This is a genomic window from Parasutterella sp. (assembly GCF_057870745.1).
Map to the genome: position 1 here is coordinate 43,295 of NZ_DBMALT010000011.1, position 25,569 is coordinate 68,863.

Consider the following 25,569-nt stretch of genomic DNA (forward strand, 5'->3'; position numbering starts at 1 on the left):
GAACGGGGGCAAAAGTTAGACAGCTTGAGTACGGCGGAGCTCTGCTTTAAGCGCTTCAGAGGCCTCTTTCCAAAAACTTTGGTCGGTGTTTTCTGCGATCGCGTTTAAGAAAGCTTCGTACCATTTGTCAAAATGCTCGGACCTAAATGATTTCGACAAACCTTCAATTTCTTTCAGAAGCTGTTCGGAATGTTCCTTTTGGCGGGTTTCTTCTGCAACAGCTTCCAAGAAATAAAGAAATTCCAGTTCGTTGCCGAAGAAGTCCGGCAGTTCATTGAACATCGAGCCGCTGGTAAGGCCCGCGGAGGCATAGAAATTCGCCACATCGGCAGCCACCGGTCCGTTGAGCTTCCTGGAACTTGTCACCCAAGCCGATTCATAGGGGATCACAACCAGACGGTAGGGTCCGATACAGAGCCTATTGAACTCGGCTTCGGTTTCTTCCGGAGCGGCAGAAGCATCTGCAGCCTCCTTTGCGAGCGCCGGATAACCCGAACGTTCAGCCCAATCAGAAAGGTTCCGGTAGGTTGAAGCCAGCCCGGGTTTCAAGAACAGGTCTTTGAACACCTCAAGCGTCTTTCTCTGCCCATTCGATTTCATTTTCTTTCTCGGATGATGATCATGTTGGGTTTGTTCGGACCGTCGGTGTAGCCGATGCCTTCTTTCGAGGCAGAGGCTTTCTGGGCCAGAACCTGCGTAACGTTGCCGACCTGCAGGCATTTCACCGGGCAGCCGTCCACACAGGCGGGATTCAAACCGGCATCCAAGAGCTCGACGCAAAGGTTGCACTTAGCAGCTTTGCCGTCGATCTTGCTGATCGTAATAGCGTCGTACGGGCAGGCTTCCTTGCACAAACCGCAGGACGTGCACTTATTTCTATCCAGAACGACGATGCCGTCGGGACGCTTGGTAAAGGCTGCTGCCGGGCAGACCGCCAAACAAGTCGGGTTTGAGCAGTGCATGCAGGCGTGAGAGAACCAAACGTCTCTGACGCGGCCGTCTGCGGACCTCACTTCATAGAGGTCCACTTTGCGGAAGCGGACATCCTCGGGCAGTTCGTTATGAATCTGACAGGCAACAGAGCAGCCGCCGCAACCGACACAGTTTTCCTGTCTGAAAATGAAACCTTTTTGAAATTTGTTGCTCATTTCGTACTCCTATGCCTTGCTAAGGTTCACTCTGGTTGAGTGGTAAGCAGAACAGCCACCCATGTCCGTCAGCTTGCCGGTTGTCAAAGAATTGGTATTGGTGTTTTGACCGTATGGGTTGGTGCTTCTCCAGTTACACTTAGCCGTGCGGACCACACCCGGAGCGACACGCGTCGTCACGCGAGCCACAAAGAATGCTTCGCCTCTTTGATTGTTCAGACGAACTTTGTCACCGGACTTAATACCCAAGCGTTTTGCATCTTCCGGATTGACTTCACATTCATAGGCGTTGTAGGCGCGAATGTATTTAACGTTATAGAAAGAGGAATTGACGCGCTGAGGGATTCCGGGAGAAAGAAGACGGAACGGCAGGTTCTTTTCTTCTTCGGGCATTTCTTCTTCGCACAGCGTCAGATCGATCACCGGATCAAATCCCGCTTTCTTCATAATGTTGGAATAAAGCTCGATCTTGCCGGATTCCGTTTCTGCCTTACCGCCAGAGCGAACCGGGACGCTTTCGGGCATATCGAGATGGATGAACTTTTCTTTTTCTAGACGTTCAAGCGTAATGCCCTGATACCACGGTGTTTCTGTCTGCAGGAACTGACGGATAATGTCCTTCGGTGTGTCGCGGAAAGCCTGATCCTTGAAGCCCATTCTTCTGCCCCACTCTGCGAAGAAATCCCAATTTGGTTTGGATTCGCCTACCGGTTCAATCACTTTCTCGCAGATCTGGACGTACCAGGAGTGGTAATCGCCGATAATGTCATCGGTTTCGAACTGGGTAGAAGCCGGGAGGATCAAGTCGCAGTACTCAAGAGAGTCGGTCATGACCATGTCGAAGCCCACAACGAACAAGTCTTTGCGCTTGAGGTTTTCGATCACGGCATTGACGTTCGGAGAGACTGCCACCGGGTTGCCGTTATAGATCACTAAGAGGTGGATCGGCTTGATCGGACGATTTTCTGTGGTCGGATTTTCTGCCTTCAGGGCCATATCCAAGTCCGTCATATTGACATGCTGCTGTTTGCCTTTACGCAGATAGTTGCCGCGGCCGAGATTCAGGTTCATGCCGGTAATCGGACGAACGTTATCGTAAATAATGCCGCAGGACGGTTTGTCGAACATGCCTCTCATTGCCTGCATGATGGCAATGGCACGCGTCATACGAGCACCGTTGTAATTACGTTGCATACCGTAGCCGGCGCGGATAATGATTCGCTCGGCACGGCCGTACACATCGGCAAATTCTTCAATTTGCTTTTGCGTGAGACCGGTTACTCGTTCGATGTCCTTCCAATCGACGGAGTTGACTTTAGCGATCGCCTGATCAGCACCAATGCAGCAGTTCTTGAGGAAGTCGTGATCGATCATGTCATGGGCGATCAAATACTTCATGACACCGGTTGCGACCCATGCGTCGGTAGAAGGTTTCGGCTGCAGATAGATATCGGCCTGTGAGCAGATCGGTGTACGGTTCGGATTGACGGCTAAAACTTTGGCGCCTTTGTCTCTGGCTTCATTAATCAGCTTAATTCCGTGAACATTAGAGACTGTTTCATTGAAACCCCAGGAAACATAGCAGTCGCAGTTGGGGATGGTTTCGGGGTCAGGACCGTCTGTAGTGCCCTGCACGCTGCCGTAGCCCCACACACCTGCTTCCGTACAAACCAGGCGATCCAGAATGGAAGAACCGATGCGGTTGAAGAAACGGTCGGCGCCGCGCATACCGATAGCACCGTAGTTGCCTGAATAGGAATACGGAAGGATGGCCTCGGAGCCGTATTGCTCGATCACTTCATTGGTTTTCTTGATCAATATATCCCAGGCTTCTTCCCAGGTAATTCTTCTCCACTTATGAGAACCCTTTTCTCCGACTCTGACCATCGGATGAAGGATTCGGTCGGGCGCATAAGTGTATTCAACGTATGTCAGGCCCTTAACACACGGGCACGAGCCCGTTTTGTACTGTTCATCGGCACCTCTGACATAAGTCATGCGGCCGTTCTGAACGCTGAACTTCATCAGGCATCTGTCTGCGCAGTTTCTCAGACAGCTGCTGTATTTAATGGTTCCTGCTCTTTTTGCGAGAAGCGAAGTATTTGCGCCGTAGCTGTTCATCGCGAGCGCTTTGGTCGGAGCAAGTCCTGTCAGCGTTCCAAGGACAGCCGATGCGCCGATACCCTGAAGAAAATATCTTCGCGTAAGCTTCATCATGTTTATGACTCCTTTAGATTTGGGGTTTTAAATAGCGTCTTTTCCCAAGACAGCTCCGGATCCTGCCCTAGTTGACTGCTCTTTATTCATTGAGGGCTTTCTGCCACTCTTCAGTTAAACCTTTTTTGAGTTCCTGCTTTACCCAATCGAAGGCAGGAGACTGATTCGTATTGCCGTAAACGATGTAATTTCCGATCGGGCGCTCTGCGCTGCGCATTTTCTTAATGCGGTTGATGACCTGCCGCGGCAGCGTCATATAGGAGACGCCCGGAACCAGTTTGGAATACTGGCGGGTAAATTGATTGCAGACGACCGCCACCGAATCTGTAGACATCAGAAGCCGGAATGCGGCTGCCAAACTTTCGGTGTAGTTCGAGACCTGCATCTGAAGTCCCTTCTCTTCGCATACGCCCACCAACAGAGGACAGGCCACATCGCTGTAATTGTCGATTTCCAACAGCGGATAATTAGAAATATCATCGATCGAGAATTTCTTCTGTGTAAACAGCGGATGGCCGGTTCTTCCGAAAAGATAGATGTCGCTGGTTTCGGCGAAGCATTCGTAATTGAGACGCGGATCACCGAAACCTTCATAGACTACCGCGAAGTCCACTTCACCATTGATTAGCTCAGGGATGCAGTTGTGAGAGAGAATGCGGATATTGAAGCGCATCTTCGGGGCTCTAGGGAGCAGCTTCTCATTGATCACTTTCAGCGTCGGAAAGCAGAACTCGTCATAGACACGAAGTTCAAACGCACCTTCCGAGGTAAACGGATCAAACTTGGAGTGCTGCTTATCCATTTTACGGAAGAGCTGAACGATCTCGACCATCGTTTGCGAGACCTCAACGGCCTTCTGCGTTGGGCAGAAGCCGCTCTGCGTGCGAACAAACAGCGGATCGTCGTACATTTCCCGCAAGGAAGCGAGTGCACGACTAATCGCAGAATTGCTGATTCCGAGCTCAGTTGCAGCCTGACTTGCATTTCTTAACTTGAAGACTGCAAGAAAGATTTTGCAGAGCTGGTACGTTAACTGGTTAATTGTCATATTGGGGCTTCTTTGGGGCTTGAAGTTGGGTCAATTATATGAAGCCGCCATCCTAAAGAATTTGATAATTATCAAACTTCTTAAAATTGATTTTTTCGAAAAAACCAATTTTTAAATTATGAAAAACGTTTTAATTCAATAAGTTGTAAGTATCGTTTTGCAAGATAAGAAAAATTAAGAATAATGATTTACCCCAATTTACTTTTGACTTATCAGATGCTTAAGATTCTTTAAGAGATTGCTCTAATTGCCTTATTATTTTCGAATAAGTCACGAAGACTTTTGGGGGCCAAAAGTTTAAGGTCCACGAAGAATTGAGTAGCCGAAATTTGGGATGACTAGGAACTGACAACGCTGGATGCCGCTTGGACAATTCCCAGCCACCGCCGTTCGAACACATTTTTCAGAGTTCTCCTAATTTATTTTGTAGCTTCTAACTTCTAGACTTTATTCTCGTGTTCGTTATCACAATCGTCAGTGATGAAAAGACTTATCACGGGTTTATTCATTTTCCTTATTGGAGTAACTTCGGCCCACGCCGCTTCTGGTAGTTTGATGTTTGCTGCTACGGAAATGCCTAAGCCGGACCCATGTCTTCCTTTTATTGGTCAAACTTCTTCTTGGTTAAATGAAAATTTCTCCGGAAGGGTAAAGTTTGAATATTATGAAAGAAAGGAACTTGAGAAAGCTATTCGTGATGGCAAGGTTGACATCATCTTATCTGAGGCCGGAGAAGCCGCAAGACTGAGAAAATGGGGAACGAGGCCGCTCTTGACAGCCGTCAGTATTCGCCACCCTAACCCGCAAAGGGGCCAAGGTTCCGTGTTCTTTGTTCGCAATGACAGAAAAGATTTGACAGAATTAAAAGATCTTCGCAGCTTAAAGCTGGCAGCAACCGACGATAATGACTTTACCGGGTTCCATGCCGGGATGGGTGAATTGATCCATAGGGGATTTAACCCGGACAAGTTCTTTTCCCATATTCAGTTCATAGGCAGCAGCTCGAAAGTCGCCATGCACCACGTCGTGGATGAAGTTATTTCCGGCAAAGCCGATGTCGGTATCGTAAGGACTTGCTTCCTGGAAGACCTCGAAAAACTCAGCGGACAGGCTTATCCCGTAAAAGTGATCGGAGAAAAGCCGAAAGACAGTTTCGCATGTAAGCGTTCCACGGATCTCTATCCCAATTGGACGATCTCTTCTACTAAAAATCTTTCCTCCGAAGATCTAAGAGATGTCACCAAATTTCTGCTGGAAATGCCCAAAACCTCTGATGGAATGTATTGGTCGTTAGCCCCCGATTTAAGCAATGTTGAAAATTTAATGAAGGAACTAAAAATCGGAGAATACGACTTCCTTCGACACTGGTCCTTGAAGCAAGTCTGGGCTGAATACAAAACTTTCATACTTCTTATCCCATTTGTGATACTTAATTTGATCTGGTTCAGCTGGCGATCCTCTAAATTGGTCGAAAAAAGAACGAATCAGCTTAGAAAATCTTTCAAGGAGCGGGAGCAAATACGGGAAAAAGCCGAAAAAATTAAAGGAGAACTTGAGCAATTCCAAAAGGCTTCTATCGTTGGTCAGATGTCTAATATTTTTGCCCACGAAGTCAAACAGCCCTTACATGCCCTTTACTGTTATGCCCACGCTCTCCAAAGAAGCATCGACAACGGAAAATCCGATGAGGAGTTATTAAAAGAAGGATTAAATAAGATTCAGGACCAAGCTCAGCATATCGGCAAAATTGTCGAGGGCGTTCGAGTTTATGCAAAAGGGAAAGAATCGGAGAAAGAAAATGTTGATTTAAATCTTCTTCTCCAAAAAATTTGTACATCTCTGAAGAGAAAACACAAGCTCCTTCTGCGCCTACCCGAAGGGAATTTCTTCATAACTGCAAATCCTCTTGAAATACAACTCATCTTCACCAATATCTTAAAAAATGCAGTTGAAGCCTCTGAAAAAAACGATAACCCGGAGGTTTCAGTTGAAGTGAATCATGTTTCCGAGGGCCCTTCTCACCACTACGTTGTCACTGTTTCCGACAATGGTCCAAAGCTGACTGAAGCAGAGTTTAATGAGATCGGCCTCCCTTTAGTTACATCCAAAAAGAACGGCTTAGGGCTCGGAATTAACATTGTTAAAACCTTGCTTCTGAAATACGGGGGCAATTTAAAATTTATTCAAAAAGAGCCTGCAGGCATTAAATCGGTTATTACTTTACCGATAACTCAGAATAATGAAGAGAAACAATAATGAGTAAGGATTTGGAATTAAATTTTCTCCTTCGGGTGGTTGACGACGATCCACGAACGCTTGATGCCGTCACCTTCATGCTGAAGTGTGAGGGTTATGAAGTTGCCCCCTATTTATCGCCCGCAGATTTCTTCTCCAACGACATGCCTTCCGTCCCGGGCTGTGTCATCTCAGATATTAAGATGGAACCCATGAACGGCATCGAATTCTATAAGGAAGCGATGGCCCGAAGGTACACCCATCCGTTCATTTTCCTGACCGCATTTGCCGATATAGAACTAGCCGTCAATTCGATGAAGGATGGTGTTATTGACTATCTGGTTAAACCAGTTGTCGCTGAAAAACTCTTTTTGTCCGTCGCTCGAGCCATCCGAATTGATTCTCTTCAATATGTAGGCATTGAAAACAAAAGAGAATGCAGTAAACGCTGGGACAGGCTGACCAGCCGTGAAAAACAGATTATGGAACTGGTTGCATCGGGTAAAACCAGTGTGCAAATCTCTGTAATCCTCGCAATCAGTGAGAGAACCGTGCAGACTCATCGATCCAGTGCATTACAAAAACTTGAACTCTCTTCTCCCGCCGATGTCGGAATTTTGATTTCCCACTTAAAAGAATGAAGGATCTTTGACAACAATCAACATACGTACGTAGGTCCCGTCAAAGCGGATTTTTATACTTTTTTCATCGAATCCAAACAAACTCAACTAAGGAGAAAACGATGAAAAGTATATCCAGACGACAATTTTTCAAGGGTTCCACCGGTATTGCCGGCGCTGCAGCCTTGATGCCTTTTGCACAAGCACAGCAAATTCCTCCGCATTGCCAGAACGTTCCGACCAAATGGGACTTTACTGCCGACGTAGTGGTAGTAGGTGCAGGTGCTTGCGGAATGGCTTCTGCTATTCGAGCAGCCGATGCCGGTGCCGACATTTTAGTCGTCGATACAAACTATGATATCGGCGGCCATGCCATCTTATCGGCCGGTTCCATTGCATTAGGCGGCGGAACAGCGCTGCAGAAGAAATACGGTATCAAAGACGATCCGGAAACTTATTTCAAGGATTTAACCGACTGGACCGTGACAGAGACCGACGGTATGCCGGACTACCGTTTCTGCGACAGAGAACTTCAGCACTCTTTGGCTTACAACGGCGCAGCAGTTTTTGATTTTCTAAAAGCCAACGGTCTTCCCTTCGAAGACGAAGCACCCGACAATTTCCAGGCTAACCACGCTTCCGGTGTCTCTGCCCTTCGTTCTCATCACGTCAAATGGAGAAACGGAGTCGGCGGCCCGAGCCCATCCGGTACTAACGGAACATCGGTTATGCGTCCTCTCGATGCTTCGGCACGCAAGAGAAAGAACATCCGCTTCCTGTTCAACTACCACATGGATCAGATTTTTAGAGAACAGCCTCTTGCCGGCCGAGTCATCGGCATTGAAGCCCATTACACGCCGACCATCCTTCCCGGACAAGATAAACCCCTTGTCAGTTGGAATAAAGAAGGCAACGTGGAATGCAGTAAGCCCACTATCACCATAAAGGCTAGCAAGGGAATCGTGATCGCAACAGGCGGCAATACCGGCAACGTAGAATTCCGCAGAATGTTCGATCCGCGTCTGACCAAAGAATTTCAGTGTGCAGGTGCAGAATGGTCTCCGCAAGACGGTTCAGGTGAATTAGCTGCTATGGCCATCGGTGCCGCCCTTTGGGGAACATGCAATCAGGCTATGAACCGCAACGGAGCTCTAAGAAGAGGAGCCTTTATCGGCAGCCGCACCGGATATGTAGCCTGGAAACCTCAGAGTCCTATTTGGGGCAAAGTTAAAGCAACGGGCTTATTCGTAGGCAATTGGCAGGACTGCATTGCCGTCAACCAAGCCGGTCATCGTTTCTATAACGAAATCGCTGCTGCTTACCCCAACGGTACCTGCTACGGCTTCTATGATAAAGCCGGCGGTTACGTCAGAGGTGACTGGAGAAACCCCTCTAAAGTCCAACCTAAGTTTAAGAATTACATTGATGCCGCTTGCGCGATTAATGAGGGTTCAACCGGACCGGACTGGGCTGCAGGTCCTCAGTGGGCGATTTTTGACAGCGATGCAATTAAGCGCGAGAAATGGAATATCACTCCGCAGACCGGGGAAGAAGGCTACTTCTTTGTCGCCAATACTCTGGACGAGCTCCAGGACAAACTCACCCAGAATCCCTACCAAAACTACAAGATGCCAAAAGGCCGTCTTGCTGAAACTGTCGCTCGATACAACTCGATGGTAGATAAGGGCGTCGACGAAGATTTCGATAAACCGAAACCCAAATTCAAGATTGAAAAAGGCCCCTTCTATGCTGCCTGGTGCACTTTCAATACACACGATACCTATGCGGGTTTGAGAGTCAACGGAAAGAATCAAGTCGTCGATTTCAAAGGCGAAGTCATTCCTGGACTTTACTGCGGCGGTGAATCTGCCGGCGGTTTGAGCCAACATGGTATGGGAAGATGCTTCACAGCCGGCTACATCATCGGCGGCGAAGTCGTTAAAGGTTAATTTAGATTCTTGACAGGGCGGAAAAGGGAAACCTTTTCCGCTGCAATTATGAAATTTAGAAATCCTATCTTTCTGGCATTGCTGTCCCTGGCTTTTGTTTGTTCCACCTCAACCGCAGCAAATTTAGGCGCTGAAAAACATGCAGCAAAAGGCGTTAACTGCGCCGTTTGTCACGGAACCACAAACCCACCTATAGCTCCCGAGACCGCAACTTGCATACAGTGTCACGACAAGAAAGCATTAATGGAAAAAACATCAAAAATAAAACCTACCAACCCTCATACATCACCACACTACGGTGATGATCTGGACTGCACAAATTGCCACAAGATGCACTCTCCGAGCGAGAATTACTGCTCACAGTGTCACAACTTTGAATACAAAGTTCCTTAGACAACTCACCCCCCCCCGACTATTGATATTGCTTCAACCACCTCAACTTGTGATCCTTAAATGACATAGGGCGCCGCCGGCGCCCTATATGCATTAATTATTGCTCAATCAAGTTCTCAATTTTGCAAAGACTTAAGTGCTGTCTGAGCTGCGATCTTACCGAATACAATATTTCCGGTGACAGCGTTTCCTCCGTATCGATCCATTCCGTGCCATTCACCGACGACTTCGCCTGCGGCCAGAAGACCGGAGATTGCCTTACCATCTTTATCAAGAACCTGCATAGATGGATTTGCCTTTAATCCGCCTAAGGTTCCTCCGATCCCAGGGATCACTTCGATTGCATAAAGTTTTCCTCGCATACTGCTCAGAAGTTCTTTTCTATTGAAATCGGGGTCGGATTTGTTATCGAAGTATGTGCCGTACTGTTTAATCGTATTGGCAAAAGCTTCCTTCGGGAGACCTAACTTTTCGGCAAGTTCTTCGGGCGTTGCTCCCTCTTTCACAAATCCGAGTTTCACATAACCTTCGTGAACCTTCTTACGCTTCTGGACAACTTCATCGTTATAAATGAGGAAAGCAGAAGACCCCTGCTGCTTCAGAATTTCCGGCCCTAATTTGTTTCTTGCCGCCTGGTCATCAACAAAACGTTTACCGCTTCTGTTCACCAAAATGCCACCGTTGTTTCTAATGGCTTGGGTAATCATAATTGTCGTGCCCGCTGCCGCATTAGGATGGATTTGGACTCGTTCGAGGTGGTTGATCTGTGCTCCCGCGTTTCCTCCCAGCTGTAAGCCGTCACCATGCGAACCAGGCTGTGCTGTCGTGATAATGCCGTCGAATTGAGGATTATTCTGTGCGACTAATTTGCCATTGTTGGCATAACTTCCGGTGGCCAAAATAACTACTTTAGCGTTGATTTGATAGAGGCCTGAGTGTTTGCCTTTTACTAAGACTCCGGTGACAGTTCCATCAGCATTCTGCACAAGCTTGACTACTTTTGAATTGACTCGAACATCTGCTCCGGACTTCATCAAAGCTGGCTCCATAACTTCCACCATGTAACGTCCGATGCCTCCTGTCTTCGTATAGAGCTGGCGGGGATGTGTCGTTCCTCCGGTTTTGCCTTTCTGCAGATCCAGATGACCGCCCAGGTCTTCAAACCACTTATAAGCATCTAAAGATTGCTCTCCAAGCGTTTGGATCAATGCTTTATCGTTTTGCTGCTTGCCGAGCTTTAAGGAATCCTTTACGAAGGTTTCTACATCATCGTTTACACCAGCTTCTTTTTGCTGAGGTGAACCTACGACATTCATGCCGCCTGTTGCTAACAAGGACGAGCCGCCTAAGACCGGCATCTTTTCCAAAACGACGACATTTTTACCCACTTTTCTTAATTCGATTGCGGCAACCATGCCGGCTCCGCCACCACCTACAATGACGACATCCGTTGTTTCCTCATGATTCGGAACCGCATTCTTGTAATAAGACAAGTCTTCGGGGACAAACGGAACCTTGGCTCTGCCAAACTTCATGGGCATATTAAAGATATGACAGTTATTGCAATATGCAAAGCTTGCGGTATGGCCTTGATGGCATGTCGTGCAGCTGTCTATTGACAAGTGCCCTTGGTGCGCAGAAATAGCCAAGCCGTTTGACTTGTCTTTCTCTCCCATTTGAAGGTAGCTGCCGTGACAAGACTGACAATTCTTATCTATCTCTCTTTCCGAATCCGAGACTGTCCCCGACGGATGACAAGTATTGCAGGATGCATTTACTTTTTGAGCATGGAAGCCTGCTAAATAATCCGCTTTGACGCCGTTTGTATACAACTGCTGTCCCGACATTTCATTCATAGAAGATGCAAAAGCTCCGCTCATGGAAAGCAGAAGTGAAACAGCAACTGAGGTTAACTGAAAGTATGCAGTCATGATCTCTCCTTTGGGTTATATCCATGAGTGTATTTAACTTACAAAATAATTAAAATTGATATATTTTCATTTATCACATAAATATTTTTTATGGATATTATCAATCGCCTTCCTGAGCTCCGGGTCTTTCATATCGCAGCCGAAAATCTCAGCATGACTTCTGCCGCAAAACAGCTTTTCCTCACTCAGCCGGCGGTCAGCCACACGATTAAAGAACTGGAGAAACAATACGGCCATAAGTTATTCATTAGAGCCAATAGAAAAATCAGACTCACTTCTCAAGGTGAATTTTTATCCCAGCTCTGTGAAAAAATATTTGAGACTGTTCGGTCTCAGCAGATCAAATTAGATGAACACTTTAAGGTCAATAAAGGAGAGTTGAAGTTCAGTGCAACGCAGACGATTGTCAAATATTCTCTTATGTCCGCCATAAAAGAGTTTCATTTTTCAAACCCGGAGGCAGTATTTAAAGTCCAGTCGAGTTCTAAATTAGAAACTTATCGCTTGGTTTCTTCGGGTGCAGTGGAATTCGGATTCGTGACCACACCCCTTCCAGTTGGTGCCTTAAGCGCCGGCCTTAAATATCAAAAGCTCTTTGATATTGAGGATGTCTTCATCGGTAATTCGGATCGTTACGGCGACTTAAGCAGAAAGCTGACTTTTGATGATGTTTGCAAAAGTTCTCTCATTACCTTGGGGAAGAATTCTCTCTCACACCGATACCAAAAGGAATTTTTCGAACGCAACAATTACCCCTTAACCCCCGACATTGAGTGTGACAATTTGGATTTGGTAGTCGAGTTTGTAGAGGCAGGTCTCGGTATCGGGTGGATTACGGAAGCCGTTCTTATCGATGCCATCCAGAAAGAACGAAAAATTAAGAAGCTCGATTTCGCGACCCCTCTTCCGAGACGAGAAATCGGCATCATTTCCAAAGCTGACAAAGAACTCTCTTATTTGGCAGAAAAATTTGTAGACTTGGTCAAGAGCCTCAAAGGAAGTTAAGAAACGTGAACAACTCAAAATCCCTGTGGCTGATACTCGCCTCATTTTTCTTTTCATTAATGACCGTTACGACAAAAGCGGCCGGGGCAAGCTATCAGTTCTATGACTTGATGTTGTCTAAGTACGTTCTCGTCTCTGTATTGCTCTTTATTCTCCTGAGGATAAAAAAGATTTCTTTAATACCTCAGAATCCGTTACCACTGGGAGGTCGATGTGCCTGCGGAGTTTTGACAGCAGCAGCGAACATCTATCTCATCACCTGTCTGCCAGCATCCGTGGCGCAATGCTTTAACTACACGGCTTCATTTTGGATAGTCTTATTTTTGTTTATCTTTCTTCTTTCTCAAAACAAGCGAGTTCCGTTTTTTGCTCTGCTCCCCGTGATTTCGGGGTTTGCGGGCATTTTGTATATGGTTAGCCCCCAAAAAACAAATATCCCCTTTTACGTTTTATTCATTGCCATCGGATACGGACTGTTTTCCGGTGCGGCTTCTCTGTTCTTAAAGCGACTTGGAACCTTAGAAGAACCGACTTTAAGAGTAGCTTTTTATTTTTCTTTGGCCTGTTCAATATTCTCAGGGATCTTACGAGCTTGTAATGGCGGTGTTGGATTAACAACCCTCCTCACGGATCCGCTGATTTGGCTCACTGTAATCTTTGCCCTTCTCTATCAGGTTACTAAGACATATGCGTGGCAATTCGGCAATCCTTTCATCAACTCCGTCTTTCTTTTTCTTGGTATGCCGTTTGTCGTTGTGCTGTCAAAAGCGATCTTGAGTGAGAACCTTCTTCCTCATCAATGGATCGGAATGACGATCATCCTTGTGAGCGCCTCCTTTTGTTACTACATAAGAAAAAACCTCAAATCATAGTTATATCTTTTAGAGTAAGTTTGCTTACCTGAGTATAAAGTTCATCGACCTTAATTTTGCGTCCTCCACAAAAACAGAAATTATAATATAAATCATACTCCCTATTTATCTTCTATCTTGTATAATTCTGATAAAGAAAAATTAGTTATTTACTATTTTAGTAGTAACTAGAAAACGACCCTTCAATCCCTTCTCAATATTAATCTTTTATGAAAATATTTCTCAATAAAATTCGACAGATAGTTAGAGGCAAACTAGAAATAAAAAGAGAGTCTACCAATTCATACAAGCCCCCTTTTGGGTTCTCTATACCTGAAATTCCTCTAAGGAAAGATATTCATCCCAGAGACTATTCCTCTATTTCTTCATTCTTAAATGAGAAATCCCCGAGTTTTTCATGCCCAGTATGCGGTTTTAATCGTCTCTTCGCATCCACTTTAAATCCAAATGGTATGACCCCAGTTCTCCACGAATCAACTAAAGTCGAGCCAGCAAAGAACAATAAAGGGATATTAGAAGGATTTTTACCTAATCAAAAACAAAGAGCCAGACCAAAAGTTGAATATATTTGCCCAAACTGTGGATACGTAATGTCTTTTGATTACTTAACGATCATTGCAAACATGGAAAATAATAATGAATAATCAAATAGAAGAAAACGGTTATTATTATAAAAATCAACCAAGAGGCATAAGAAATTTCTCTGATTACATATTTTTTTGTGATGAATCCGGCGATCAAGGACTAAATAATAAAGGCAATAAAATATTCTTATTGAATTTTTGTATCTTTAATAAAGATGATTATTTAGAATTTTCTAAAAATTTAAAAGCGTTGAAGCTTAAATATTTTAATGATGATGTTTTCGTATTTCATGATAGTGAACTGACAAAAAGAAGATATCATAAAGAAAAATTAAAACGAAATAAAAACACTGAAGAAGCTCTACTTTCTCTAGAAGATGAAGATGTCCCGTGCTTATTAGAAGATATTGAGAAGTTAATAGACACCACACCATTTAAGATATTGGCCGTGGTAGTAGATAAACGAACGAATGAAAATCTGAGCCATATCGATGCGATTCTTAAACAAAGCAAAAGAAGCCTCTACCAAGAATGTTTAAAAAAGGGGCTTGAAGCTCTCCACCGATTCCTTTGTGGGTGCAACATGGAAACAAGTTCGACTCACCTCGTCATGGAGGAAATTGGGAACAACGAGAGTGAGAAATGGCGTGCCTTGGCATACGAAGTCTCCATTAATAACAGCAACGAATTATCCCTTCCTTTTCCAATCCATTTAAAAATAATAAAAAAAGAACTCAACAATGAAGGTTTACAACTTGCAGACCTCACAGCAAAAAACGTGGGCCAATTGTTTTTAGATCCAAATGAACCGAACAGAACATTTGAAATCTTAAATCGTAAGCTCCTCAAGGATTCGAATGGAAAAAGTATAGGATTGCTGGAATTTTAAAAAATTAAAGCGCCGGCCTGCCACTAGGACATGTTCCGGCGCCCGCCACTTGGACGCATTTCTCAGAGTTTCCACTCTGCATTCCGATGGGTTCCCACAACTTGTATGAGCATCCTCCCACCGTCTGACTTAATTATAACCTACGTTATTTTTTTATTAAAGAATAATGTAACCATTATTCCCTAACCGACTCTTGCTTGCGCATCTAGATATCTCAAAAAATATCTTTAATTAAAATGAATGATATCTGACCATATCTACTTTTTAGATGTGTTGATAACTTCTTCCTTGTACATGATTTCCAAGGATGAATAATTGCATTCACCAATTCCTTCGCAATAGCTCCTGTATACCTCTTTATTTTCCTCAGCAGTAACTGTAAGGTTCTCCAAACTATACAGTTGGGCTTCTTCCATTGTTGTTTGGCTTCTTGAGATTTTTAAAAAGTCATCGTCTGTTGCCGAGTAACCACTGGGGTTTCATATCCTCTCTCCAGTTTGTAGCACAACTGAGTTGAGAAAACTCGGTGCGCTTCTTCAACACAAAAAGACCGTGAAAAAGAAAGAGAGTAAGACACTTCCGTAACTTCTTGATTCTTTGTAAATATTGTTTCGAGAAGGAATTTTCTCAAAAGCAATGCGTAATAACTTAAATAAAGGTCAAATTCAATATAGTCATTATCCCTGAAGTCTCCGATATCCCTCAACAAGTCAACTAGTAAATTGTCATAACCCTCAAAGATGTTGTAAAAATGAGCACTTTCCGCCCTTGGTTTTTCTTCTAGCGAAGATTCGAGGACAATCTGGAGGGAATGTTTTAAGTGATGCGGCTGCATCTTGATCGTGTTTGAAATGATTGCAAAGCTCATTTGTCAACAAAAAGAAAACTTTATATTTTGAAAACCATGGTAACGCCTCGATTTCAGGCACAGAAAATAATTCTCTGAAGGAATCAAGCTCCAAGATAGACTTCTTTTTGACTATTAAGGCAGAATTTGGAAGCAGTTCTATTACCTTGCAAATGCAAACAATATCTCACACTCTCTTTACTGACTGAAATAAGTGATATGTTTTTTGATGAATCTTTACTCTCTTATCCATTCTGGAAATGCCAGCTTTCTCTCCGATCACTTCTTTGATTAATACTTCTGATAAATCGTATATTAAAGTTAGCGAATCATTTATGAATTGAATTTCGCCAATGATTTCAGAAGGCTGGTTTAAAATTCCGGAGCCGTAAGAGCTCAGTGCTTTGACAAACAAGAAAGTTTGAAGGGTTTTGCATTCTTCATTTAGAGCATTAATGGGTATTGTTGGGAGAGTTACCCTTGAGTTCCTCTCCACGTTGATTCCAAACAAATCCAAGCTTATTGTAAGTAGAGCATGCTGCGATTCTAAGAGAAGAAAGAGGTCTTTCTTTATTTCTGGATAATAGTTGGATACGTCAATGCTAGAAAGAGCAATTTCAATTTTTTCAGAAGGAAATTCCGCGGGCAATGTCAAGGCAACGGCCTTTGCTCTTTCCTTGTCTTCACCAAGAGGCTGAGAAAAACTATTATCCTCAAGGGGCAACCCATAAAGTTCTCTTTTCGAATTTTTAAACCATATCCTCCCTTGAAAAACATGACGAGAAAGTCTTTTTTAATTCGTCCATAATGAATTTATCCAGGTCTCGCTTAATTTTTAGAACTCAAAACAAGCTAAAACTTTCTAAGGGTAATCGAAAATCAAAACTACAACCGACCCAATTAGACTAAAAATACCGAGAGCCATTGAGATAATCATTAGTTCATGAAGGAAACATATTCCTAGAGCAGCAGCCATCAGAGGTTCGGTCAAAGCGAGTGTTGAAGCCGCTACAGGTGATGTGTATTTGATACCGTAAGTAAAGCATGGATAGGCAATGCCTGCAGTCACCACACCTAAGCCGAGAGAAACTAAAATGCCGCGAGTGGTAAAAATCCATTCGGTAGGAAAGAAAAATGTCACTGGTAAAAGCAAGACTGAAACGAGCCGCACTTCGGTGATTACGACCGGAGTATGTCCTTCGGGTGCCAATTGCTGCAATGTTCCGGTAACACTGAACAGCAAGCAGCTAACTAACAGGAATAACGGACCAATAAGATTACGCATAGAAGAACCGCTCCGAACCAATAATCAGAATCCTCTGTGCCTTTAGAGGTTGGCGTAAGCCTCTTCCGGGACTTCGCAGAACTGATACATCTCATTCCACCTTTGATGGGAGTCAATTCTTTCATGCAGTTGAAACCAGCGAGCAAATGTATGGAGCTCCTCCCAATGTGAATTTTCTTTATGGACAACCAGATTTCGGCTCCAGGGTTTTCTTTTCCAACCTTTAAGAACCGGTACTAAAGAACCACCCATAAGGTCACGTTTTATGAAAGAAAGAGGCAGGTCGACAGCAATCCCTTCTCCTGAAAGAGCAGAAATATAACCGTTTTGATCACCAACAAATTTCGTTGTTACCTTTCCGGCGCCCTTTTTGCCGAACGCCCCTTCCTTATTGTCTTTTAATTTTCTCAGTTGTCCTGTATAAAAATCATAGATAAAGTCCCCGTAAACGAGATCTTCTGCCTCCGGATAGAAAGGTTTGCGCTTTAATAAAAGCGTATGACCCTGATCATTAAGATCGGAGATTATTTTTGGCTCGCCCCGTTTAGCGAGATAAGCAGGAGAAGCCACTAAAAGTGTGAAACACTGGCCTATAGGAAGAACTGTTAACTCAGATTCTTTCGGTTCGTAAGGCACTAAGGAAATGTCTACTTCCTTATTCATAACCGAAGTGTGGTCCATATCCGGAACCAATTGGATTTCAATATCAGGATATTCAGTATTAAATTTGTTTATCAGGCCAACTACTCCGTGAACAATTGCGCTCGTTGTTAGACCGAATCGGATGAACTTGTCGTTTCGACTGCTTAATTCTTTAGCGACTTCCTCCAATAATTCATCGTGGAGACGAATAATTCGACGGATTAAAGAAAGATTAGTTTTCACAAACCTTGTCGGCTGCATGGGCTTTCTTCTTCGATCAAGGAGGCTGATCCCCAAATCCTCTTCTAAGGCAGCCAATTGTCTGGAAGCCGTAGACAGGTCGCAATCATTTTCAATACAAGCTTGAGTTAAGTTGCCGGTGCGCTCAAGACTCTCCAAGAGTTTCAAATTTAATAAATTATTTTTGGGCTGCATCGGTCAGTCCTCTAACTTGCAAAAGTGCAATATAGGTTGTGTAAAAGCGGTAGGTAGAAAAACTACGGACCACTAATCTGTAAGTGTTCTTCACCTAAGGAGACATTTTATGCAAAGAAGACAATTTTTTAAAATCTCTGCAGGCGTTGCTTTTTCCTTGACATCTATACCTATGACAGCAATCGCAGCAGGAAGTTCGGACGTTCGTTCCAATGTTTTGGTTCTTGGCGGCGGCATGGCCGGACTGTGCGCAGCAATCTCTGCAAAACAAAGCGGAGCTTCGAAAGTTATATTGGTTGAAAAAGGCGGATTTTTAGGCGGCCACTCCATCCTTTCCGGCTCAGGATATTGGATTGGCGGCACTAAGATTCAGAAAAAAGCCGGAATTGATGACTCCCTGGAAATTAACTGGCAAGACTCCCTTGAAAGAGGACTGAAGCTGAATCGTTTTCTGAAGAGAGACTCAGGCGTTGCCCGGTTGGTTTATGAACAAGGTCCAAAGGATCTTGATTGGCTTGAATCTTTAGGCGTCAAGTTTACAGATCAGCCCGCTCAGGCCATAGGCAATCGCAAACGTGTTCATTATTTTGCTCCGGGTTATAGGGTCGGCTCACCGCAAGCCATCAAAGCACTGCAAGAAAAAGCAGAATCACTCGGCGTCGAAATTATCCTGAATACTAAACTTATTTCCCTGATTACTGAAAGTGAAAAACGGAATGCCCGAGTCATCGGTGCAATCGTAGAAAATAACAAGGGAAACAAGTACGCAATCTATGCTGACCATGGTGTAATACTTGCGACCGGTGGTTTTGCCAACGGCAAAGAGATGGTTGAAAAATACCATCCATACTTAAGGGGTGTTAAGTCTCACGGTTCCAAGCTCAATGTCGGAGATGGCATTAAGGCCGCGACTGCTGTCGGAGCAAATGTCATTGTTGAACATTACGGCTTCGGCATGAACATGCTCTTTGTCGGAACGCACAGCAACGTTTCCATCGGACAGCCTTTGGTTGAAGTCCCTTTGATCATCGTCAACAAGAACGGCCAACGCTTCCAGGATGAAACTCGGGGATATCTTGCTGTTAACCACAAGATGGTCGAAAACAAGTTCAAACTCGCTTATTGGATTCTTGACTCCAAGGCTGTTGATAAATACAAAGACACCAGCTTGAAGATTTTCTTCGACAAGCAAAAAGTCGACAAGTTCGACAACTTAAAGGATCTGGCAAAAGCAGAAGGCATCAACTACCAAAACCTTGAAAAGACCGTTAAGGAATACAACGAAGACGTGTTAAAGGGTAAGGACAGATATCAAAACCGCACCAAGCTGCTGGATACGATTGATAAAGGACCTTATTACGCATTTGAATGCGAGCCCCAAATTTACACATCTTATTCGGGACTGGAAATCAACAAGAAGGCTCAAGTCATGACAACGGCCGGCACCCCTATCCCGGGACTGTATGCCGCCGGCGACGTCACAGGCCACTTGGCTTATCAGGCAGGACTTGGCGGCGGCGGGATTTCCGGACTTGTTATGGCGACAGTGTACGGAAGGATTGCCGGTGCAGAGGCAGCAAAGTAGTCTTTGAATCACTAAGTTAGTAATGATTGACCAGTCGGAGAGGCATGGATCTCCGGCTGGTCTGCTATTTGTTTGAAAATCCTAATTATTTGGCTTCTAATCGCTGTTGCTAAAAGATCGTATGAGCCGTTATCTTCGTCTTCTCTAACAGGAATTCGAGCAGTCTATTCTGGCGTCGGAAATCCTGACGCCTTCTTTTGCTGCTTTAGACAAGACTAAAAATAATTCCGGTCGGTTTTGTCAGATTCGATTTTGGCAAGATGTCTCAACTTATTAATTTTCTTGGACACGTCCTCATACTCAACATAGATATCGGTGCCATACTCATCTTCGACAAACTCACATTCCGACTCTTTTGCGATTCGTATTTCAGTTTCGTCCAACAGTGTGAAAACATCATTTGATTGATTTCGTACTTGTAAATCTTTTACAGCTTTTGCCAAAGTTGCGACCGCTGAATCCCAATTGACGAATTTTTGGTTGTAGTAATCATCTAACTCACCCTTAAGATCTCTGACAATTGCTTCTTCTACCCTTCGCCTCCATTCTTCCAATATAAGTCCGTTAAAGGAGGCGTTCCTGACAGGTGCTGTCGAAAGGATTTCGTCTCTTAATTGCCTATCTAATCTCGCGTATTTGCTAACCAGTTTCTTCAGCTGCTGAAGACTGAGTTGGTCAATGAGATCATCTATATCTTTTCCCATGATTGCACCTGTGGTAATCCGCTGACCTCTTAGATTCTTCTATGAAAATCTAAGGTTTTTCAAAATTCGAGCGATAAGTGTAAATGCCATTTAGGGTTCCCATGGCGATAACCCAATTGTTTACCATTGGATTTGGCTCCAACTTTTCATAAAGAAGGATGACAGAAGAATCTCTTTTAACACAATCGCCCCTAAACCATTAGTTATTGCATCAGTTCTTTAACCCGGAAAAAGCAACAGGAATGGTCAAAAGCGAGAAACGAGCATTAAGCCTGCAGAGAATAATCCTGCCGCCCAACAGCACTGCTCCTGTTAACGAACAAAAAGGTCAGCCTGAGCATCCTGAGGTTTGAAGCCTAACGCTTCGTAAACTTTTTGCCTCTTCCTGAACATTCTCTCCAGGATCGGATTTCCCCTGTCCACGGTATCAATTAGGAGGATATGATTCTTGGACGGTGAGCGACGCATTACGCGGCCGATGTACTGTGTGACAACAGCTTTCCAGGAGAATGGAAATGAAAAGATGACGGTGTCCAGCCTTTCCAAGTCAAATCCTTCTCCGATCAACTTTCCGTTGGCTAGCAGTATAAAAGGTTCGTTAGCGGGAAGTTTAGAGATTTTCGAAAGAATTTCCTCTCTTTCCTTGGCCTTCAATCGAGCTTGAAAATTAAAGAAAAGGACATTCTCGTTTATCAACATCTCTTCAAGTTTGTTTTGATGAGCTACTCGTTCCGTCAAAAGGAGGACTTTTCTTCCCTCCTGATACAAAGAAACGGCCTCTTCTACGACGCGCCTTGATCGTTCTTCGTTTTCTGCAAGCATCGAGGCAAGCTGTGCATATGTAGTCTTTTCTGTAAACGGATACAAGAGACCGTCAAACTCTAGAACTCGATAGGTACATTTGGCGGATAAATTCTCTTCGACTCTTATTAGTTCAGGGCCGCACAGAAAGTTGATTATCTTTTCCTTTCCGTCTTTTCTGGCGGGAGTGGCCGATAAGCCGTATCGATATTTAGCAGCAGAGCATGAAACGACTCTTTGATAATTAGGAGAGGCGACATGATGACACTCGTCCACGATAAGCATTCCATAAGACGATAGAAACTGCCTAAGCTCTTCTTCATCCATTCTTTCCACACTTTGAATGGATGCGACGTCTATCTCTTCAGTTCTTTTCCTTTTGGTCCCATACCAAACACCGACTTCTGCACTGCCGACATTGAGTGTTTGGAGTCTTGTTTGCCACTGGCGGACAAGTTCCACTCTATTCACGAGTATCAAAGTTGAAACCTTCCGCTCAGCAATCAAAGCCGCAGCGACGATGGTTTTGCCAAAGCCCGTAGAGGCAATAAGCAGACCTTGGTCTTCGGAAAGGAGCGCCTTCAAGGCTTTCTTCTGCTTTTCCCGAAGTTTAAGATCAAGCTTGATGAAAACTTTCGTTCCGGCTACCCTCCTATCTCTCAAATCAAAAGAAATATCGTTTTCTTCTAAGAGATCTATCACTTCGGTTAAGACGCCTCTCGGGAGACTGAAATAATCTCGATTGAACGGCTCAGCCATTGTCAAAAACCGAGGCGTTCGTCCGACAAACTTGTTTAGAGCTTGCAGTTGATAAAACATCGGATTGTGGAATGTGACGAACTTAGTCAGGGCATTCTTTAGGCCGACAGTTAAATCTGACAGACGGAAATAGATCTTATCGAAGACATCTATTGTGATATTCTCGGCCGCAGCCTTTAACTTTGGACGGAACTTTGCGGATTCCCAAGGAAGGCCATTTTCTGCTGTAACGTTTCCTGATTCATCTACACAGTAATTCTCCAACCATTCCGAAAGTTCCTCAGCGGAAAGTTTGCGAACCGTTCTCAGCAGCTGCCATTGATCCTTTATGGGTTGCAGACTTTTATCCACAAAGACTGAAGCATTAGGACGCCGCTTCTTTTGAAGCGGAAGTGCGACAAGATTGCCTAGCTGATTCGTACCCAATACGTCTTGGCAGGGAATGATACGATCGAAGGAAGACAAAGAGACCTCCGTTCTGATCTGATTCTGAATCAGAGTAATTAGTGAATCGCAGAGAAGTCTTGCGTCTTTTGCAGAAACCAAGCCCTCGAAGAAAATCCAGATATGTATGCCCTTTCCTGAACGTGATATTTCAGGATAAGCCGGAATGCCCAATTTCTCAGCACACTCAAGAATGGCCTTGGCATCATTTCTCCAATCATCCTCGTCCAAATCAATGACAGCGAAAGGACAATATCGACCATTCACGAGCGGATAGGTTCCAACCGTTTTGTTTCCTAAAAGGTGCTGTTCAACGTCTTTTGGTGTGAACGGTTTGTAACGTTTATCGGGGCAGTTTTTGCAGAGCGAATACGGTCTCTGGCATTCGCCGGAACGTTTGATGCAAATCGGAGAATATCCGGCCTTTTGCGGATCGTAGAAGGATTCCCATCGTTCAGCAAAGGTGTCGCCTCTTCCTTTGAACAAGTCATAGAAAAGCGAAATCTTTTGCTGCGGCGTTAATGGTGCGGAATCGGAAGGTTTCTCTTGATCCGTATCTTTGGGTATTTCATGCGCAAAAGGAAGATTAAGAGAGGGTGTTTTCTGAGTTAGGACAGAGATTTCTTTTTCAATCTTCGACAACTCTTCTCGAAGTCGGTCCCTTTGAAAGATTAGATCAGCAAGTTTGCGCACTTCTATCTCCTTTCTCGAAGATTTCTCCTCTCATCTTAAAGAAAAAATCACCGTGAGTTCATATAGTTATAGAAAAAGATTGACTGAGCGCATTACCGTTTGATAACGGAAGGATTTGTTGGAAATCAGACCTCATCTTCCTGAATATGAAAAGTTAGACCTAAGGAATTACAACAATACCTAAATAGAGATCTCCGTTTCTTCCGGCTGTAGTTAGGATTTAAAGAAGAAAGACCTTAAGGGCGCTTCCCTTGAGAAAGACTTCTGTTACGTTATAGGAGATAAAATCTCTCTATACGCAACACTAAATTTCCAAAAGAGAATTTAACCATCACAGTCGCAAAGAACATCATGCTTATTGAGTTTGAGTTATCAAACTTTCTCTCTTATGAAGAGATGGCCACTTTTTCCATGGTCGCGGGAAAAGAGAGGACAAACAGCAAAACATTGGCATCGGTTCCTAAGTTCAGACTGAAACTGCTTCCCTTGGCTGCCATCTATGGGGCCAATGCTTCAGGCAAAAGCAATCTCATCAACGCGTTGGATTTCCTTAAGACATTGGTAACAACGCCAAAGCTTAAGGGAAAAATTCCACCGCGGAATTTTTACTTTTCCGAGGATAAAAATCCGATCTCCAAATTTGAGATTTCAATCCTTGTCAACGAGCTGATCTATGAATTCAAAATTGCATGCAACGAAGATGAAATCTTGTATGAGGAACTAATTGAAAGGAACAGCCGTAGCGAAAAGACTCTGTATCTTCGAGAGAAGGACAAGGTTCAGATAAATCCGAGTATTAATTCTCACGACGCCATTCAGTGCATCGCTGATCGTTCTCCGGATCGTACCATCCCGCTTCTCACGACTTTGAGTTCAATGAAATTCAAACCATTTGAAGAAGTTTTCAGATGGTTCTCTGAGGAACTTAAAGTCATTTATCCGGATTCTTTTCTGGTTTCTTACGATTTAGATGTCGGTGGGAATGGTTCGTGGAACAGCCTATTGTCTGAAGTTCTGAAAAACACCGATACTGGAATATCAGCCCTTGTTTCCACTCCTGTTTCAGAGTCAGCCTTACGTCTATCTCCTTATGAGCGAAACGAACTACTTTCAACTGTTTGCTGTCGCGGAAGCCAACTCATCCGAAAAACCAGCGGCGGACGGATATTGGCACATTACAAAGACGGAGATTTAGCTTTCTGCAGGCTCAGTGCAGTACATGAAATATCAGGCAAAGAATACTTGATTCCTTTAGAAGAGGAATCCACCGGCGCAAGGAAAATTATTGACCTTGCTCCGACCATCAACGATCTTTTGCTCAGCAAGAAGAACTGCGTTTATGTCATTGACGGAATCGACCATGGATTACACACGGAAATCAATTATTGGCTCGTGAGAAGATTCTTGGAGAATGTAAGCTCAAATACTAGGAAGCAGCTTGTCTTTACCTCCCATGATACCAACCTACTTCGGCGAGCCGGTCTTCGCAGAGATGAGATTTGGTTCGTGGAGCGGCGGCAAGACTTCTCTTCGCAACTGGTGAATGCCGTCGAGTTTGAAGGGTTAAGGAATGATTCAAGTTTGCAGAAACTTTATGAGGAAGGAAGATTTGGAGGCTCTCCGAAACTTTAGATCCAATTAAAGCGCCCTTCTTTGGATAACTTCTTATTTAACAGTTTCCTCTCTTCCATGCCAGTCGGAGAGAGTTAGAGGAATGTTTTCGTCAGAAGAGGCGCTAAATAAGTTTTCTTTAGTTCTCTCTTACCCAAAAAGAATTTTAGGTCGGATTTTGTCAGACAGTCTTTTTCCAATTTTTCTTTCAGCAATCTGAATGTACAGACATAATCCGCAGCTTGGAATAATTTATAGTCCTTGGGTGATACTTTGTTAAAGACCACATTGTTCAGATAAATTGGAAGCACAGAAGCCAATATTTTTGTTAATTCAGTCTGTCCGTTGTCATAATAGACCTTGACAACATTAAAAGAGTGAAAAAAAGAAGTGCGTTGCTGCAAAAATTGCGAGATCTGACGAGATAAATCCGAAATTAATTTCATCGGGTCATTTATATATTTTTTATCCACCAAAAAACATACAAAAGAAACATCTACATGCCTTAGAAAAGCAACAAAGGCGTTTAATATTCTTTTTCGCTCTTGAATTAGCAAGGGATTATATGGAGGCTCTCTCCTAAGAATCGGGCCCGTATGGACAACGTGGTCGATGTTTAAGTTATCTAATTTCTGATCAAGAACTGAGATCTGACTTGAGATATCAACAGCTTGATCGTGGAATACGAAAGATACGATGTAATACCGGCAATGAGGTTCAAAATTCCCAAAATCACCCGATTCATCAATAAAAGTACTCAGTTCTTTCATAAATCGAGTAGGGTTTCGCTGAGTTCTAGCGAACACCCTCTCACACCACCGCCCGTACCGATCTGGTAGGCCAAGTCACCTTGGTTTTACGGCGGTTTCTCA

22 protein-coding genes are annotated in these 25,569 nt (G+C 44.1%); 10 read left to right on the plus strand and 12 right to left on the minus strand.

Features of this window, described 5'->3' with window-relative positions:
* Positions 1-15: 15 nt before the first annotated feature.
* From ACZND6_RS04625 to ACZND6_RS04640, 4 genes are all read right to left on the minus strand, one after another.
* Positions 16-600 (minus strand): TorD/DmsD family molecular chaperone, encoded by a 585-nt coding sequence (locus ACZND6_RS04625; protein ID WP_300874544.1) that lies wholly within the window; start codon positions 598-600, stop codon positions 16-18.
* Complete coding sequence (locus tag ACZND6_RS04630; RefSeq protein WP_278660998.1) at positions 597-1,148, minus strand: 4Fe-4S dicluster domain-containing protein; 552 nt, start codon at positions 1,146-1,148, stop codon at positions 597-599. Before ACZND6_RS04630 ends, ACZND6_RS04625 begins: the two co-directional genes overlap by 4 nt.
* A gap of 9 nt (positions 1,149-1,157) precedes the next feature.
* Positions 1,158-3,365, minus strand: a complete 2,208-nt coding sequence (locus ACZND6_RS04635) for a molybdopterin-containing oxidoreductase family protein (protein WP_278851832.1) — start codon at positions 3,363-3,365, stop codon at positions 1,158-1,160.
* Positions 3,366-3,447: 82 nt separating this feature from the next.
* The gene (locus ACZND6_RS04640; protein ID WP_293186022.1) at positions 3,448-4,413 is read right to left on the minus strand and encodes a LysR family transcriptional regulator; all 966 of its coding nucleotides are present in this window, start codon (positions 4,411-4,413) and stop codon (positions 3,448-3,450) included.
* A 573-nt stretch (positions 4,414-4,986) separates the two neighbouring features.
* Between ACZND6_RS04640 and ACZND6_RS04645 the strand changes: the two genes are divergently transcribed.
* The 4 genes from ACZND6_RS04645 to ACZND6_RS04660 all read left to right on the plus strand — a co-directional run bounded on the left by ACZND6_RS04645 (position 4,987) and on the right by ACZND6_RS04660 (position 9,610).
* Positions 4,987-6,669 carry a sensor histidine kinase gene (locus tag ACZND6_RS04645; RefSeq protein ID WP_489524425.1) on the plus strand — a complete coding sequence of 561 codons (1,683 nt, stop codon included), beginning with the start codon at positions 4,987-4,989 and terminating at the stop codon, positions 6,667-6,669.
* On the plus strand, positions 6,669-7,289 hold the full coding sequence (locus ACZND6_RS04650) for a response regulator transcription factor (RefSeq protein WP_278660992.1): 621 nt from the start codon (positions 6,669-6,671) through the stop codon (positions 7,287-7,289). Before ACZND6_RS04645 ends, ACZND6_RS04650 begins: the two co-directional genes overlap by 1 nt.
* Positions 7,290-7,390: 101 nt before the next feature.
* Positions 7,391-9,217, plus strand: coding sequence for an FAD-dependent oxidoreductase (locus ACZND6_RS04655; protein ID WP_300874559.1), 1,827 nt, complete (start codon positions 7,391-7,393; stop codon positions 9,215-9,217).
* A gap of 48 nt (positions 9,218-9,265) precedes the next feature.
* Positions 9,266-9,610 carry a cytochrome c3 family protein gene (locus tag ACZND6_RS04660; protein WP_278851838.1) on the plus strand — a complete coding sequence of 115 codons (345 nt, stop codon included), beginning with the start codon at positions 9,266-9,268 and terminating at the stop codon, positions 9,608-9,610.
* A gap of 116 nt (positions 9,611-9,726) precedes the next feature.
* On the opposite strand, the gene ACZND6_RS04665 is transcribed toward ACZND6_RS04660, so the two are convergent.
* The gene (locus tag ACZND6_RS04665) at positions 9,727-11,541 is read right to left on the minus strand and encodes a flavocytochrome c (protein ID WP_300874564.1); all 1,815 of its coding nucleotides are present in this window, start codon (positions 11,539-11,541) and stop codon (positions 9,727-9,729) included.
* Between the two features lie 90 nt (positions 11,542-11,631).
* Here ACZND6_RS04665 and ACZND6_RS04670 point away from each other — a divergent pair, with 90 nt between their 5' ends.
* From ACZND6_RS04670 to ACZND6_RS04685, 4 genes are all read left to right on the plus strand, one after another.
* Positions 11,632-12,546, plus strand: coding sequence for a LysR family transcriptional regulator (locus ACZND6_RS04670; RefSeq protein WP_300874567.1), 915 nt, complete (start codon positions 11,632-11,634; stop codon positions 12,544-12,546).
* Positions 12,547-12,551: 5 nt separating this feature from the next.
* The gene (locus ACZND6_RS04675) at positions 12,552-13,418 is read left to right on the plus strand and encodes a DMT family transporter (protein ID WP_300874570.1); all 867 of its coding nucleotides are present in this window, start codon (positions 12,552-12,554) and stop codon (positions 13,416-13,418) included.
* 209 nt (positions 13,419-13,627) lie between these two features.
* Entirely contained in the window at positions 13,628-14,062 is a 435-nt protein-coding gene (locus ACZND6_RS04680) for a hypothetical protein (RefSeq protein WP_300874573.1), read from the plus strand.
* Entirely contained in the window at positions 14,055-14,891 is an 837-nt protein-coding gene (locus ACZND6_RS04685) for a DUF3800 domain-containing protein (protein WP_300874576.1), read from the plus strand. The genes ACZND6_RS04680 and ACZND6_RS04685 overlap by 8 nt, the downstream gene beginning before the upstream one ends.
* A gap of 439 nt (positions 14,892-15,330) precedes the next feature.
* Here the strand turns inward: ACZND6_RS04685 and ACZND6_RS04690 are convergent, their stop codons facing one another.
* The 4 genes from ACZND6_RS04690 to ACZND6_RS04705 all read right to left on the minus strand — a co-directional run bounded on the left by ACZND6_RS04690 (position 15,331) and on the right by ACZND6_RS04705 (position 18,100).
* Positions 15,331-15,759: a hypothetical protein gene (locus ACZND6_RS04690; protein ID WP_300874579.1), complete on the minus strand. Its 429-nt coding sequence runs from the start codon at positions 15,757-15,759 to the stop codon at positions 15,331-15,333.
* Between the two features lie 166 nt (positions 15,760-15,925).
* On the minus strand, positions 15,926-16,462 hold the full coding sequence (locus ACZND6_RS04695; RefSeq protein WP_300874582.1) for a hypothetical protein: 537 nt from the start codon (positions 16,460-16,462) through the stop codon (positions 15,926-15,928).
* Positions 16,463-16,600: 138 nt separating this feature from the next.
* Complete coding sequence (locus ACZND6_RS04700; protein ID WP_489524423.1) at positions 16,601-17,023, minus strand: DMT family transporter; 423 nt, start codon at positions 17,021-17,023, stop codon at positions 16,601-16,603.
* A gap of 42 nt (positions 17,024-17,065) precedes the next feature.
* Positions 17,066-18,100 (minus strand): LysR family transcriptional regulator, encoded by a 1,035-nt coding sequence (locus ACZND6_RS04705; protein ID WP_418806050.1) that lies wholly within the window; start codon positions 18,098-18,100, stop codon positions 17,066-17,068.
* Between the two features lie 172 nt (positions 18,101-18,272).
* Here ACZND6_RS04705 and ACZND6_RS04710 point away from each other — a divergent pair, with 172 nt between their 5' ends.
* Positions 18,273-19,685 carry an FAD-dependent oxidoreductase gene (locus ACZND6_RS04710; RefSeq protein WP_418571633.1) on the plus strand — a complete coding sequence of 471 codons (1,413 nt, stop codon included), beginning with the start codon at positions 18,273-18,275 and terminating at the stop codon, positions 19,683-19,685.
* 215 nt (positions 19,686-19,900) lie between these two features.
* Here the strand turns inward: ACZND6_RS04710 and ACZND6_RS04715 are convergent, their stop codons facing one another.
* Entirely contained in the window at positions 19,901-20,389 is a 489-nt protein-coding gene (locus ACZND6_RS04715; RefSeq protein ID WP_300876649.1) for a hypothetical protein, read from the minus strand.
* A gap of 312 nt (positions 20,390-20,701) precedes the next feature.
* Entirely contained in the window at positions 20,702-23,086 is a 2,385-nt protein-coding gene (locus ACZND6_RS04720; RefSeq protein WP_489524424.1) for a TOTE conflict system archaeo-eukaryotic primase domain-containing protein, read from the minus strand.
* Positions 23,087-23,497: 411 nt separating this feature from the next.
* On the opposite strand from ACZND6_RS04720, the gene ACZND6_RS04725 reads away from it, so the two are divergent.
* Positions 23,498-24,718, plus strand: coding sequence for an AAA family ATPase (locus ACZND6_RS04725; protein WP_489524426.1), 1,221 nt, complete (start codon positions 23,498-23,500; stop codon positions 24,716-24,718).
* Positions 24,719-24,792: 74 nt separating this feature from the next.
* Here the strand turns inward: ACZND6_RS04725 and ACZND6_RS04730 are convergent, their stop codons facing one another.
* Positions 24,793-25,467: a DUF3800 domain-containing protein gene (locus ACZND6_RS04730; protein WP_300877116.1), complete on the minus strand. Its 675-nt coding sequence runs from the start codon at positions 25,465-25,467 to the stop codon at positions 24,793-24,795.
* Positions 25,468-25,569: the final 102 nt, after the last annotated feature.

Excerpts from the sequence above, each read along its gene's own strand:
- ACZND6_RS04700 (WP_489524423.1), bottom strand. The coding sequence starts at position 17,023 with ATGCGTAATCTTATTGGTCCGTTATTCCTGTTAGTTAGCTGCTTGCTG.
- ACZND6_RS04730 (WP_300877116.1), bottom strand. The coding sequence starts at position 25,467 with ATGAAAGAACTGAGTACTTTTATTGATGAATCGGGTGATTTTGGGAAT.
- ACZND6_RS04640 (WP_293186022.1), bottom strand. The coding sequence starts at position 4,413 with ATGACAATTAACCAGTTAACGTACCAGCTCTGCAAAATCTTTCTTGCA.
- ACZND6_RS04690 (WP_300874579.1), bottom strand. The coding sequence starts at position 15,759 with ATGAGCTTTGCAATCATTTCAAACACGATCAAGATGCAGCCGCATCAC.
- ACZND6_RS04630 (WP_278660998.1), bottom strand. The coding sequence starts at position 1,148 with ATGAGCAACAAATTTCAAAAAGGTTTCATTTTCAGACAGGAAAACTGT.
- ACZND6_RS04685 (WP_300874576.1), top strand. The coding sequence starts at position 14,055 with ATGAATAATCAAATAGAAGAAAACGGTTATTATTATAAAAATCAACCA.
- ACZND6_RS04670 (WP_300874567.1), top strand. The coding sequence starts at position 11,632 with ATGGATATTATCAATCGCCTTCCTGAGCTCCGGGTCTTTCATATCGCA.
- ACZND6_RS04710 (WP_418571633.1), top strand. The coding sequence starts at position 18,273 with ATGACAGCAATCGCAGCAGGAAGTTCGGACGTTCGTTCCAATGTTTTG.
- ACZND6_RS04625 (WP_300874544.1), bottom strand. The coding sequence starts at position 600 with ATGAAATCGAATGGGCAGAGAAAGACGCTTGAGGTGTTCAAAGACCTG.
- ACZND6_RS04680 (WP_300874573.1), top strand. The coding sequence starts at position 13,628 with ATGAAAATATTTCTCAATAAAATTCGACAGATAGTTAGAGGCAAACTA.
- ACZND6_RS04715 (WP_300876649.1), bottom strand. The coding sequence starts at position 20,389 with ATGGGAAAAGATATAGATGATCTCATTGACCAACTCAGTCTTCAGCAG.
- ACZND6_RS04645 (WP_489524425.1), top strand. The coding sequence starts at position 4,987 with ATGCCTAAGCCGGACCCATGTCTTCCTTTTATTGGTCAAACTTCTTCT.
- ACZND6_RS04665 (WP_300874564.1), bottom strand. The coding sequence starts at position 11,541 with ATGACTGCATACTTTCAGTTAACCTCAGTTGCTGTTTCACTTCTGCTT.
- ACZND6_RS04705 (WP_418806050.1), bottom strand. The coding sequence starts at position 18,100 with ATGCAGCCCAAAAATAATTTATTAAATTTGAAACTCTTGGAGAGTCTT.
- ACZND6_RS04725 (WP_489524426.1), top strand. The coding sequence starts at position 23,498 with ATGGTCGCGGGAAAAGAGAGGACAAACAGCAAAACATTGGCATCGGTT.
- ACZND6_RS04660 (WP_278851838.1), top strand. The coding sequence starts at position 9,266 with ATGAAATTTAGAAATCCTATCTTTCTGGCATTGCTGTCCCTGGCTTTT.
- ACZND6_RS04650 (WP_278660992.1), top strand. The coding sequence starts at position 6,669 with ATGAGTAAGGATTTGGAATTAAATTTTCTCCTTCGGGTGGTTGACGAC.
- ACZND6_RS04635 (WP_278851832.1), bottom strand. The coding sequence starts at position 3,365 with ATGATGAAGCTTACGCGAAGATATTTTCTTCAGGGTATCGGCGCATCG.
- ACZND6_RS04655 (WP_300874559.1), top strand. The coding sequence starts at position 7,391 with ATGAAAAGTATATCCAGACGACAATTTTTCAAGGGTTCCACCGGTATT.